The sequence below is a fragment of the Pseudomonas sp. TE21394 genome, from assembly GCF_054057835.1.
Genome location: NZ_JBSRZR010000001.1, coordinates 4,085,086 through 4,097,274 on the forward strand (window position 1 = coordinate 4,085,086; position 12,189 = coordinate 4,097,274).

General features: G+C 54.5%; 14 protein-coding genes. 7 read left to right on the forward strand and 7 right to left on the reverse strand.

What is annotated here, in order from left to right; translation table 11 throughout:
• Positions 1-67: 67 nt before the first annotated feature.
• From ACVWZT_RS18610 to ACVWZT_RS18620, 3 genes are all read left to right on the forward strand, one after another.
• A complete protein-coding gene (locus ACVWZT_RS18610) occupies positions 68-1,078 on the forward strand; it encodes an SLAC1 family transporter (RefSeq protein WP_457470706.1) in 1,011 nt (336 codons plus the stop codon).
• On the forward strand, positions 1,023-1,229 hold the full coding sequence (locus ACVWZT_RS18615; protein ID WP_457472110.1) for a hypothetical protein: 207 nt from the start codon (positions 1,023-1,025) through the stop codon (positions 1,227-1,229). Before ACVWZT_RS18610 ends, ACVWZT_RS18615 begins: the two co-directional genes overlap by 56 nt.
• Before the next feature lie 579 nt (positions 1,230-1,808).
• Positions 1,809-2,231, forward strand: a complete 423-nt coding sequence (locus ACVWZT_RS18620) for an aminotransferase class I/II-fold pyridoxal phosphate-dependent enzyme (RefSeq protein ID WP_457472112.1) — start codon at positions 1,809-1,811, stop codon at positions 2,229-2,231.
• A gap of 192 nt (positions 2,232-2,423) precedes the next feature.
• Here ACVWZT_RS18620 and ACVWZT_RS18625 read toward each other — a convergent pair whose 3' ends face one another.
• Complete coding sequence (locus tag ACVWZT_RS18625) at positions 2,424-3,026, reverse strand: XRE family transcriptional regulator (RefSeq protein WP_457470707.1); 603 nt, start codon at positions 3,024-3,026, stop codon at positions 2,424-2,426.
• Between the two features lie 45 nt (positions 3,027-3,071).
• On the opposite strand from ACVWZT_RS18625, the gene ACVWZT_RS18630 reads away from it, so the two are divergent.
• Together ACVWZT_RS18630 and ACVWZT_RS18635 are read left to right on the forward strand one after the other, a co-directional pair.
• Complete coding sequence (locus ACVWZT_RS18630) at positions 3,072-3,758, forward strand: B3/B4 domain-containing protein (protein WP_457470708.1); 687 nt, start codon at positions 3,072-3,074, stop codon at positions 3,756-3,758.
• 144 nt (positions 3,759-3,902) lie between these two features.
• Positions 3,903-4,037 (forward strand): SMR family transporter, encoded by a 135-nt coding sequence (locus ACVWZT_RS18635; protein WP_457472113.1) that lies wholly within the window; start codon positions 3,903-3,905, stop codon positions 4,035-4,037.
• 552 nt (positions 4,038-4,589) lie between these two features.
• Here the strand turns inward: ACVWZT_RS18635 and ACVWZT_RS18640 are convergent.
• From ACVWZT_RS18640 to ACVWZT_RS18655, 4 genes are all read right to left on the reverse strand, one after another.
• Entirely contained in the window at positions 4,590-5,597 is a 1,008-nt protein-coding gene (locus ACVWZT_RS18640) for a transketolase family protein (protein WP_457470710.1), read from the reverse strand.
• Positions 5,594-6,442 carry a transketolase gene (locus ACVWZT_RS18645; protein ID WP_457470712.1) on the reverse strand — a complete coding sequence of 283 codons (849 nt, stop codon included), beginning with the start codon at positions 6,440-6,442 and terminating at the stop codon, positions 5,594-5,596. The genes ACVWZT_RS18640 and ACVWZT_RS18645 overlap by 4 nt, the downstream gene beginning before the upstream one ends.
• An 18-nt stretch (positions 6,443-6,460) precedes the next feature.
• Positions 6,461-7,762, reverse strand: coding sequence for an MFS transporter (locus tag ACVWZT_RS18650; protein ID WP_457470713.1), 1,302 nt, complete (start codon positions 7,760-7,762; stop codon positions 6,461-6,463).
• 100 nt (positions 7,763-7,862) lie between these two features.
• Positions 7,863-8,612: an SDR family NAD(P)-dependent oxidoreductase gene (locus tag ACVWZT_RS18655; RefSeq protein WP_457470715.1), complete on the reverse strand. Its 750-nt coding sequence runs from the start codon at positions 8,610-8,612 to the stop codon at positions 7,863-7,865.
• Between the two features lie 190 nt (positions 8,613-8,802).
• Between ACVWZT_RS18655 and ACVWZT_RS18660 the strand changes: the two genes are divergently transcribed.
• Positions 8,803-9,720, forward strand: coding sequence for a LysR substrate-binding domain-containing protein (locus tag ACVWZT_RS18660; protein ID WP_457470717.1), 918 nt, complete (start codon positions 8,803-8,805; stop codon positions 9,718-9,720).
• Positions 9,721-9,972: 252 nt separating this feature from the next.
• Here the strand turns inward: ACVWZT_RS18660 and ACVWZT_RS18665 are convergent, their stop codons facing one another.
• Positions 9,973-10,236 (reverse strand): enoyl-CoA hydratase-related protein, encoded by a 264-nt coding sequence (locus tag ACVWZT_RS18665; protein ID WP_457470719.1) that lies wholly within the window; start codon positions 10,234-10,236, stop codon positions 9,973-9,975.
• Positions 10,237-10,419: 183 nt separating this feature from the next.
• Between ACVWZT_RS18665 and ACVWZT_RS18670 the strand changes: the two genes are divergently transcribed.
• On the forward strand, positions 10,420-10,584 hold the full coding sequence (locus tag ACVWZT_RS18670) for a hypothetical protein (RefSeq protein ID WP_457470720.1): 165 nt from the start codon (positions 10,420-10,422) through the stop codon (positions 10,582-10,584).
• 106 nt (positions 10,585-10,690) lie between these two features.
• Here ACVWZT_RS18670 and ACVWZT_RS18675 read toward each other — a convergent pair whose 3' ends face one another.
• Positions 10,691-12,010 (reverse strand): hypothetical protein, encoded by a 1,320-nt coding sequence (locus ACVWZT_RS18675; protein ID WP_457470722.1) that lies wholly within the window; start codon positions 12,008-12,010, stop codon positions 10,691-10,693.
• Positions 12,011-12,189 lie beyond the last annotated feature (179 nt).

Consider the following 12,189-nt stretch of genomic DNA (forward strand, 5'->3'; position numbering starts at 1 on the left):
TTTTATTGCTTCGTTAGCACAAGTATCCCGCCATTCTTGGGTAGTGTTTGACCAAAGGGGTATCCCCATGGGTATCAAGATTAATGATGTTGGATTTGACTTTTTCACAGTCGTAATGGGGGGGGCGGGAACTGGTTTGGCCTGGCGAGCAGCTGCGCATTCAATAGGCGCATCAGCTTTAGTTGGGGAGCTTCTGATCGCTGTCGCGAGTGGTGTATTTGTGGTGCTGATGGTAGTTCAGATTCTCAGGGCCGGTTTGTTTTGGCAGAGCTTGAAGTCAGAGTGGAGGGATGTTGATCGGCGCAATTTTTTTTGTGCCGCTACCATTTCATTCGGGCTGATTTCTGCCGCTGTTTTGCCCTACCATCATGCCATCAGTCATGCGCTTTGGTGGTGTGGATGCGTAGGGCAGGTTATTGCTTTTACTGGCATTTTTCGATCATGGTTTGTAGGGAAAATTGGTATTTCAGACTTAAGCCCCACCTGGCTCATACCTCTGGTGGGCAATGCATCTCCAAGCTTCACCGGGGTTAGCTTCGGATATGGTGCCGTGTGTCAAGTATTGTTGGTTACTGCATTGGTCACGTGGGCCATCTTTCTGCCTTTGCTGATATACAAATCGATCTTCGTGCGAGATGGGCACAAGCCCCAGCCCAAACCTTCCGTCGCTATACTCGTTTCTGCTCCAGCGGTTTTGGCAATAGCATTCGATTCGCTTCATCCAGGTGCGGATATGGTTGCATACCTAACATGGACTTCATTGTGTTTCGTAGTTGTCGTGCTGAGCCTATCCCCAGCGCTAATTTCTGATGGATTCAGCAAGAGTTGGTGGGCATTCACGTTTCCAAGTGCCGCTATCTCAGCCGCCTTGCTTCGTGTCTACGCGGCAGATATGAGCGAGGTAAATCATATACTCGCAGATTCTAGTCTGACTTTCTGCAGCCTGATACTGGTCGCAGTGATCATCGGATCATCGGCGCGCCGCTCTGCGGGCAGGTGCCGCGTTGGGCGCCTTGCCAGATTTGGATGCTTTTTGGCTGGGTTTCTCAGCCATCGATCCGGCGGCGGCCATGACTGACCACCGAAGCTTCAGCCTCTCATTGTTAGTCCTTCCCTGGGTTGCTGAACTGATTTGGTGGCTGTTTAAGCGTTTTGGACGCGGGCGAGTGGAACAGTCTCCCGGACGTTGGTTTGGGGCATTCAATTGGCATTGGAGACCCATCCCGTAATGGTCGCTTTCACCACCTGCGGTACTCAGTCATGGTAGCCGTTCGGCATTACACTGAATCTCAAAGGATCCGCCACTGGAGGGCATTGTTGAGATAAAAGTCGGTAATCTAAAAATGCTCAGGTACCCACCGACCTGCAGGGCACTGGCTCTAAGCCATAACAAAAAAAATCTTTTGTAGCTTTCGATGCGGAGCAGTATTCTGAAGGCCCGAGTCCTCCTTGATACCCTTTCCCTCTCTGCTCCAGCTGACCTATCCATGCAACTTCAGTAGCTGGAACACACCTTCGGGGAACTCATGACATTCCGCCTCTCGCCTGGCGATGTCGTAGCTAAAATGCTTTCCATCGAATCGCCGCCTACGGGTGTAGGAGAGACAATCGATTGCCATCATGCCAAGGTCAGAGGCTGCTGTCTCGAAACACATATCATAGTATGTGATGAAGACCTTCAAAAGGTCTCAGACTCGTCGCCTCGCCAGCTTCTGCAGCAGTTGCCTGTAAGCTGAAATATCTGCGCTTGGGGCCCGTAGGAACGCGGAGCATGCCCAGAATGCCTGCTTTGGCGTCTGTTCGCAGAGCTGCTTCCTGAGCGCTATGGCATTCAAGCGACCTTCGTCAACATGGGTAATTTGGACGCGGCGAATAAGGCGATGAAGCCTAACACCAAGCTAATCCACACCGAGTCCATCGGGAACCCGACCACCAAGGTCGCTAATATCGAAAGCTTGGCAGATATTGCCAAAGCGCATGGTGCTCTGCTGTCGGTTCACGCAACCTTCACCCCGCCTCCGTTCTTCTACGCGTTGAGCAAAGAGGCTGATCTGGTCGTTCACTCCCTGACCAAGTACATCAATTGTCATGGTGACGCCATTGACGGTGTTGTGATTGACAGCAAGGAATTGATCGGCAAGATCAAGCATGACGCCTTGGTTGACCTGGGTGCTGTCATTTCCCCATTCAATGCCTGGCTGATTAGAGCACTATCCCGAAGGGTTCCTTGAATATGGTCACCTGCGTCTTTCGATTGGTCTCGAAGATGCTGACGACCTGATCAAGGACATTTCGGCGGCCCTGGATGAGACCTTAAGTGGCTGAAATTCATTCGGGAGAGTTCATGCAATCTCCCGAATCACTGATCTTCGTAGGTAACCCTCTTTGCCTGCCTACCCGGGAGGTTTTTTTTACTTAAAAAGTTACTGATGAAGCTCGGCTACGGTCATGGCGAAAATGACGGCCTTTTTTCCATCGTTGATGTACCGATGGGGGACATCTGTTTTCGCAACTGCTGAACACCCCTGCTCAATGATGATCGTTGTTTCGTTGATCTGCAGGGTCAACGTACCTTGTTCAACATGAAACAGCTCGAAGGTGCCCTTGGGATGGCCGCTGGACTCGAAAGCTTCACCAGGTTTGATTTCCCACTTCCACAGCTCAATCATGTTAGGCCCGCTTGTGCCTGCGAGTAAGCGGGCTGTGCCACCCTCAGGCCCATTCCAGAGCGTCGGAATTTCCTGCGCCTCAATTAGACGGGCCGTGGGGGGGGGCGCCACATTCACGACGTCAGCGACGGACAACCCAAGGGCTGCTGAGATCTTGCACAAGATGCCGATACTCGGGTTCGCTTTGCAGTTTTCAATCTCCACTACCATTCCCTTGCTGACGCCAGAGCGACGGGCAAGCTCATCAAGAGAGATTTTCTGCTGCTTGCGTACCTCCCTAAGCCGCTTGGCCACTGCCTCGCTGACCTGTTGGAGGTGGATTTCTGGGGCGGTCGTTATATTGACTTTTTTGGTCATCGGTCAGTAAAATGCTCTAAATTGGTCAGTTTAGGAGATTCTCTGATGCTTTCTGTACATCCGTCAATTGACCCAAGGATTGCCGAGCTCACTCCAGGTTTTCGAGCCGTCAGCGTCGTCGTAGAAGCGGCTCCTATCGTCAATCCTGGTGCAGCCGCTGAAGCGATGGAGCGTGCGTATCAGGTTGTTGAGGCAGGCACTGCACATTGGGCTGATACTCACCTCGCTGCATGGGGTGATGCGTTCCGTAAGTTTGGTGTGAAGCCGCAGCGTACCCCGTGCTCTGCCGAGGCGCTCCTGAAGCGGGTCAAAAAAGATGGGAAGCTTCCAACAATTGATCCGGTGGTCGACCTTTACAATGCCATCAGCATTCAATATGCCATTCCAGTGGGTGGCGAGAATTTTGCCGCCTACGTTGGCATGCCCCGGTTGACCTTCGCTGATGGCAGTGAAGAGTTTGACACGATGAAAAGTGGCGAGCCTGCGAATGAAACACCTGATGCTGGTGAGGTCATTTGGCGCGATGATCGGGGTGTCACCTGCCGTCGTTGGAACTGGCGTCAAGGTGTCCGAACCCGTCTGGATGCCGAGGCGAAGCAGATGTGGTTCATTCTCGAAAGTTTGCCAGAAATGCCAATTGAGGCACTGAATGCAGCAGCAGATGATCTTATCACCGGCTTGTCGAAAATGATGCCGGGCGCTGTAATTACTAGTGAGCTCATCGAAGCTTGAGTTAGCTTCAGAGTTCTGTTGCCCAGGGGACGACCCCTTGAATTTGGTTTAATCTTGCCGGGACGACCCGGCTTCTTAATGGAGCCGTCGATGGCTTGGTTCAGGCTTGTTGCGGGAATTCTTCAGGTTATATGGGCCTTTTCGATGAAGCAGTCCGAAGGCTTCAATGAGTTCGGAGCGTCAGTAGTAACTGTCATTACTGGTGTCGTCAGCTTTATTCTGCTTTCATATTCGATTAACAGTTTTCCCTTGGGTGCCGCTTACACTATCTGGACTTAGATTTGTGCAATTGGTGCGTTTGCAGTAGGCATTGCATTTCTCGGCGAGCCCCCTGGTACCATCAGAATTATTGCTGCCACTATGATTATCGGTGGCTGTTGCTTATGAAATTTTCGTCTGCAGCGTGAGCTTTATGAAATGACACAAAAGGTCGCCATTGAGCGGATGTTTTCATCCTATAATGAGTCAGCACATTTTGATTTCAGGGGGCGCGGGAAAAATTCTCTTATCTGGGCATTTTGACCATAGAATAATGCGATTTGTCCTATTCAGTTGCTGATGTTGCGTGCATAAAGTGCCTTTAGGGATGTCTGATGGTTTTTCTAGCCGCGCATGATGGTCGCTAATTATTATTTGGGGTGAATATGGACTACGTAAACACTGGTGGTTCTGCTGAGTCTGCCAATTTTCGTAGCGTTATTCTCTCGGGTGGCATTTGATTGCATGTCAAGGCTTCACCGTTTATGAAGCCACTCATGCTGATATTAAACGTCTCGTTGTCAGGCTTTTTGTCATGAAAAGCAAAGGAGGGCGTGGCCGCCCTCCCTGGTGTCACATCCAACTTTTAATCTGAGCGCTAACCGCCTGTGTAGAGATGCCGTACCGATCATGCAACGTTGGCAGTGCTCCGGCATCGAGGAACGCATCCGGCAGTGCAATTTGACGGAAGGTGGGTGACACACCGTTGCGCAGCAGCAAACCTGCGACCGCTTCGCCAAGGCCGCCGATGATCGAGTGATTCTCGGCGGTCACCACCAAACGCCCGGATTTACGAGCCTCGCTGAGAATTGCTTGTTCATCCAAAGGCTTGATCGTCGGTACATGCAGCACGGCCACGTCAATCCCGTCCTTTTGCAACTGTGCTGCCGCTTCCAGCGAGCGCATGGTCATCAAACCGGTTGAGATAATCAGCACGTCTTTGCCAGTGCGCAGCGTCTTGGCCTTGCCTATCTCGAACTTGTAGCCGTACTCGTCGAGCACCAGCGGCACGTTGCCACGCAGCAGACGCATGTACACAGGGCCCTGGTGTTCGGCAATGGCTGGCACCGCTTGTTCGATTTCCAAGGCATCGCAGGGGTCGACAATCATCAGGTTTGGCATGGCGCGGAAGATCGCCAGGTCGTCGGTCGCTTGGTGGCTTGGCCCATATCCGGTGGTAAGGCCAGGCAACCCACATACGATTTTCACGTTGAGGTTTTCTTCGGCGATCGCCATGCAGATAAAGTCATAGGCCCGCCGTGAAGCGAAAACAGCGTAAGTCGTTGCAAATGGCACGCAGCCTTCACGCGCCATACCGGCAGCAGCGCTCATGAGCAATTGTTCAGCCATACCCATCTGATAGAAGCGATCTGGGTGGGCCTTGGCGAAAATATGAAGGTCGGTGTACTTCGACAAGTCAGCAGAAAGACCGACGATATCCGAGCGCTGATCCGCAAGCGCAGCCAGCGCATGACCGAATGGCGCAGAGCGGGTTGCCTGACCTTCGGCGGCGATAGAGGCAATCATCGCCGATGTCGTCAGTCGTTTCTTACCGTTCTCGTTAGTGTTTACGCGGCTCATACGGTTCTCCCGACCTTCAGGTTTTTCAGTGCCAGATCCCATTCATTTTCATCGACACGGATGAAATGCGTCTTTTCGCGGCTTTCAAGAAAGTCGACGCCTTTACCCATTTTGGTATCGCAGATAATGACCCGAGGCTGTGGGCCTTGGTGGCTGCGTGCTGCATCGAAGGCGGTGACCAATGCCCCGATGTCATTGCCATCCACACGTTGGGTGAACCATCCAAACGCTTGCCAGCGGTCGACGATGGGTTCGAAGGTCAAGACTTCACTCGAATGCCCATCGGCCTGCTGGTTATTGACGTCGATGATCGCGATCAAATTATCGAGCTTCCAGTGCGAGGCCGACATTGCAGCTTCCCAGGTCGAACCCTCGTTCAGCTCGCCGTCGGACAACAGGTTGTAGACAAACGAATCGGATTTTTTGCGTTTCAGACCCAGGCAAGCACCAACGGCAATGCCTAGTCCGTGGCCGAGGGAGCCACCGGTGATTTCCATACCTGGCGTGTAGGCCGCCATGCCTGACATCGGCAAGCGGCTGTCATCTGAACCGTAGGTTTCCAGTTCGTCGAGGGGGATGACCTGGGCCTCGATCAGCGCTGCATACAGGGCAATGGCGTAGTGACCGATCGACAGATAAAAGCGGTCGCGCTCTTCCCATTCAGGGTTTTGTGGCTGGTATCGCAGTGCGTGAAAGTACGACACTGCCAGCAGATCGGCAGCTCCCAGTGCTTGGCCGACGTAACCTTGGCCTTGCACTTGGCCCATGCGCAGAGCATGGCGGCGAATGTTGAAGGCGCGCTCGGTCAGAGCCGAGAGCCCGGTGTTTGAGGCATTGACAGCCATGGTGATAACTCCAAATAGTTAACGATTGACCGAAGCGGCAGGAATACGCAGCACCAGGCACGCGCCGATGCACAGCACGCCGGTGATCAGATACATGCCGATGGCGCTCGAACCGGTCGTGGCAGTAATCCAGCCGATCAAGTAGGGCGAACAGAAGCCCGCGAGGTTGGCAAAACTGTTGATGCCGGCGATGCCTGCCGCCGCAGAGACCCCGCCAAGCAGAGTGGTTGGTAGCATCCAGAACAGTGACGAAGCCGAAAGCACGCCGGCGGCGGCCACGCAAAGGCTCAGCACTGACAGCAGCAGGTTACCGCCAAGCATCGCCGCAAGCGTCAGGCTGACGGCCCCAGCGAGCATCGGCACGATCAGGTGCCAGCGACGTTCGCGATGCTTGTCGCCGCTGCGCCCCATAAGCAACATGGCGGCGATGGCGCACATGTAGGGCAGGCTGGTCAGCAAGCCGATGTGCAGTGGGTCGGAAACCCCGGCATTGCGGATGAGGGTTGGTAACCAGAAGGTGATTGCGTACTGGCCCATGACGACGCAGAAGTAGATGGATGCGAGTAGCCATAGGCGGCTGTCACGGATGAACTCGCGTGGCGATCCATGAGTGACCTTATGGCTGTTGTCTTCAGCCAATTCTTTGTTGATGAGCGCTTTTTCTTCATCGGTTAACCAGTTGGCCTGATGCACGCCGTCTTTGAGGTAGCTCAGTACCAACAGCCCGACGATTACCGTAGGGATTGCCTCCAGCACGAACATCCATTGCCAACCTGCCCAGCCGTGTACCCCCGCGAACTGATTCATGATCCAGCCTGACAGCGGGCCGCCAATCATGCCCGACAACGGGATAGCTACAAACCAGAGCACGGTCATTTTGGCGCGCCGGTAGGAGGGGAACCAATAAGTCAGGTACAGCAGCAGACCGGGGGCCAGGCCTGCTTCGGCGATCCCCAGCAGAAAACGCAGTGCATAGAACTGCCAAGCGGTCTCGACGAAAGCGAAGAGGGCAGAGATGATGCCCCAGGAAATCATGATTCTGGCAATCCAGCGCCGCGCGCCGACTTTGTGCAGGATCAGATTGCTGGGTACCTCACAGAGGAAGTAACCGATGAAGAACATACCCGCGCCCAAACCGTAAACGGTTTCGCTCAGCGAAAGGTCGCTCATCATCTGCAGCTTGGCAAAGCCGACATTCACCCGATCCAGATACGCGCATAAGTAGCACAGCATCAGGAATGGCATGAGTCGCCAGGCCGTTTTGCGGTAAGCATTTGAACGCACGGTCGAGGCCGCGTCGAGTGGCATTGTAGTAATCATGACAGTCTGATCTCTTGTTTTTATAGACCACCCAGCGGTAATGCCGGGTGGGTCATCGATTCAGAACAGGGCGGGCCGTCGACAACCCACGTACTTCAACTCAATGAATGAGCATCCCGCCATTCACGTCCAGGGTTATACCGGTGAGGTAGGAGGAAAGGTCGCTGGCAAGGAACAGTGCAGCGTTGGCCACGTCTTGGGCTGCACCCAGGCGGCCGAGCGGGATGCCATCGATGATTGCGTGTCGACGCTCGTCTTGCATAAGGCCACCTGTGATGTCGGTGTGTATCAGGCCGGGAGTGATGGAGTTGACGCGAATCTGGTCAGGGCCAAACTCCCGGGCCATGGCCTTACCCAGGCCTAACACGCCGGCTTTGGCAGCACTGTAGTGTGGGCCGCCAAAGATGCCGCCCCCACGCTGGGCGGAAACAGACGACATACACACAATGCTGCCTGTGGATTGGGCTCGCATAGTCGGGATTACCGCTTGCGACATGAGGAGGGTGCCACGCAAGCTGACGTCTAGCACCTTATCGTAATCAGAGGGGCGAATATCCAGTGTCTTGATAGGCTGCGTGATCCCCGCGTTATTGACCAGAACGTCGATACGCCCGAAGTGTTCAAGAACTCTAGTCACCGCGGATTTCACTTGCGCTTCATCAGCGACGTTGGCTCCCAGCCCTAGATGGCCTTCACCCAGAGTTTCAGCAGCATCACGTGCCGAGGATTCATCTAGATCCACGATTACCACTTTGGCGCCATGTTTAGCGAAGGTGATGGCCGTGGCGCGACCGATCCCTCGTTCCGATGCAGCGCCAGTGATGATGGCAACTTTACCTTGAAGCAGCATGAAGAGTACCTCTGATTGTTTTTATGGTTCGACTCGATGATCGATGATTCAGAGTGTTCCCTTGCAGCCGCTCGAGCAATTATGTAAACGTCACTAGTAGGTGAATAAAATTCACCTCTCGCCAATTCGCATATCAGGTGGTTGAATCCGATGTGGCCTGGACAGCAATAAATACCGAGTGAGAGCAGCTATGCGCCAAGACGACCGTGCACCCATTGACCTCCCACCGCTGAGAGCTATTCAAGCCTTCGAACAAACCGCTCGATTCGGAAATCTGGCAAGGGCGGCTGAAGTGCTTGATCTGACGCCTTCCGCCGTCAGTCACCAACTGGCTAAACTCGAAGCGCTGATAGGGCGTCAGCTGTTCGTTCGGGCCGCACGTGGTGTGACATTGACTCCGGTAGGTGAGCAGTATCTGAAAGATATTTCGGGGCTGTTGCATAGCCTGGAGATGGCCACTGAGCGCGCAGCCAGTGATGTGAGCCTGGATTGCCTGCGACTGCATTCGTCACCTAGTTTCGGCTTGCTCTGGTTGATGCCTCGTCTGCAAGCGTTTCGCAATAGCCACCCTGACATTCAGATCAACCTTTCCTGCTCCTATGAATCGTTGCATTTCAGCAGAGACAAAATCGACGTCGACATCCGTCACGGGCATCCCAATTGGCCGAGCTATGAAGTGCGTACCGTCCGACACGAAACGTTTGCGGTTTTGGCAGCTCCCTCGTTGCTTGCGCGGTATCCAGTTACTCAGGCTGCGGATCTATTCGAGCGGGACTTGATTCTGTCGGAGGCCACACTGCTAAAGTGGCCCGCGTGGTTCGCTCAGCACGGCCTGGCGCGTCCGGAGCATCCCTATGCGTTGAGTTTTGATCGCTCGTACATGACGCTTGAGGCTGCAAGTCATGGTCTGGGATTCGCCCTGGAAAGTACTTTGCTTGCCCAGAAATATTTGGCATCAGGAGCGCTCGTCGAGGTGGCTCCGGAGCGCTTGACGGCCCCAGTGGCAGCGCATCACCTAGTGTTTCCGAAGGCTCACTCTAGCTTTCCGCGCGTCAGGAGGTTCTTGAAGTGGATGGAGAGCGAGCTAGGTCATAACTTTGTTTTTTGAAGGTGCGTCTGAACGCTAGCTTCAGTTGTGCCATCTAATCCAAGCGAGGATTAGGGTTTTGATCATTCAAGATGGCGCGGTGTAGCACCCGAACATCATGGCATCCGGACCATAAAGCCTCTGAAGACATCACGGTAGAACAGCCGGCGCTTGCGCCGAACGACGCGAAACCTATCAAGAGAGACGACCAAACCATCTAGCGACAAGGTGAGGATCACGCACCCTGAGCGAGCCATCGATCCAAGCAGCGGTCTACGCGCCGTTTGCGCCTGGCATGATGCCAACGTTGATTTTCGGCTGACCCGGGCGCGCCGTGTGCGAGGCAATGATGATGTTGCAGGCCAAGGCAAGCTCACAGCCGCCACCCAGGGCGTAGTCTTCGATCGCGCCGATCTCCGGCTTTTTGCAGCGGTCGACGACTTCGAACAGCTGTCCGGTCTGTAGGGCCGTGTGTTGGGTGAGGGCATGTCGCGCATCTCGGCGATTTCTGTCCCGGCGAGAAATAGCCACCGGCACCGGTGATCACCAAGGCATGGACGCGTGGGTCGCCTGCCAGCGTTTCCACGGCCTCGGCCAGCAGGTGTTGATTTCCAGGTTCAAGGGTGGCTCAACTGGCAATTGCTTAACGTGAGTTCGATTTTCGCATCGAGGAGGAGGGATGAAGAAAGACATGTTTGCCTGGAGCCGGGCAACCCGCTCATGACCCAGGCCCTCGATGCTATGAAGCGCTACTACGAAGCTCAGCAGGCGAAGCTGCCTGACGATGAGATCGAGCGCATTCGGCTGGAGGCCGAGGCGCTTTTCAGGGCGGTAAACGAATTTCAACAGCGGGTGCTAGGGCGCCGCTCCGACACGCTGCATTAACGAAGTGCGAACGTTAGCTCTATCAATTACAAAGCCCTCGGTCATGAGGGCTTTGATGGCTCTGGGCACTGTTCCCTTGCGGGATATACCGTTGGAACGTGGTCGGCTATTCGAACAGAGCGGGGTGGCGTTGAACTGTCTCGATCAACGCGTCTTCCGTGGTCAGGCCCGACCTGATCATCTCGGCAAATGCTTCCAGTGCCGGCAGTGACTTGTTCGTTTCCAACGTATCTCTCATGAAGGCTGATGCGAGGTCATCAATTGCGCTGGCGGGTTCCTGTGGTGTGCACAGCTCTTCGAACATGTTTAACACCCTGGCGCCGGGCGAGCGTTCATCAATGGCAAACAGCTCGTTGAACACCTTACCCAACGTACCGGCGATGTGATGATTGGAGCGCTTCCACGTGTCGCGCAGGTCGCCAGTTTGGTCGGCGATCTCCAGCTGCTTGCGAATTTTGGTGGGGATTGTGGCAGTCGCGCTCTGCTGGCTGTAGTAGCTGCGCCTGGACAGTGCAGCTGCATCCCGGGCAACCTTCCACATGATGAACCACATCTGCGCGACGCTGTAGGTGCGTAGTCCATCGCGAATCAGGTCTTGGATCTTCACGTAGTCTTCGGGATAGATTTGCTGGTTGTGCAGATCGCACTGATCCATCAGGTACCAGGTGACATCGTCACAAGCGTAATCCAGCCAGAGATTGCTCAGCGCCTCAGCATCGGTGAATTCCCAGTCGCGCAGCTGGCCGAATGCCTCTTCACCGCTTCCGTAAACTTCATCCGGCGGTAGGAACAGATGTGCGAACTCCAGTCGGATGCGAACCTTGCCTTCGGCTAGAAAGTAGGTGCCGTGCCAGGCTCTTTCTGGATCATCACCGAGCACACCTTGCCGGTACAACCGGTTAACGAAACTGCCGCTGGAATATGGGGACAAGTCGTGGCAGTCATCATGTTTGAACCTGTCTGTCCATAGGCGCTGGCCTACGGATGCGTAGAGCGCGCGTAGTATGAGTACCGCATCGTCCGACAGCTCTTGATAAGAGATGGTCTTGTGCTTCATCCAGTCGATATGAGTCGAGAGCAGGGCGTCGAGCTCAGCCTTCTCGGCTGCCTCTTTTGCTTCCTGCTCCCTCTGCGCGGTTTGCAAGCATGCATCACAGGAGCGGTTGGAGTGGCCGACGGTCTTCTTCATGTCGGTACGCCCGCTTGCTCGGATGTGGTTGCCGCATTTGCACTGGTGATTGAGGTCGTAAGCGATGCACAGCTCGCGCACGTACTTTGTCAGTTGTGCAGGTTGCTTGAGCTCTCGAAACGGAACGAGGTTTTTCAAAACCTCCAAAAACTCCCCGTGCTCGTTCATGCCCCAGTAGCGGCTGGCCAGTTCGATCTCTTCCGGATCCGTGGTTAAAAATTCAAGCTTTACTGCCATGTAGAATCGACCTAAATGAGTCCAATGGTTTGACGGTGACCGTCGGCGTGCTGTGGTGCACGTTGGTCACCAGGAAGCCCCACCTCCCTCGTGGCCCGCGCCGGCAGCAATGCGCTCGGCGGACGATCAAAACGACCCACCAATTTATGCAAAACTCGACATCGAGGAAAGCGGGCGAT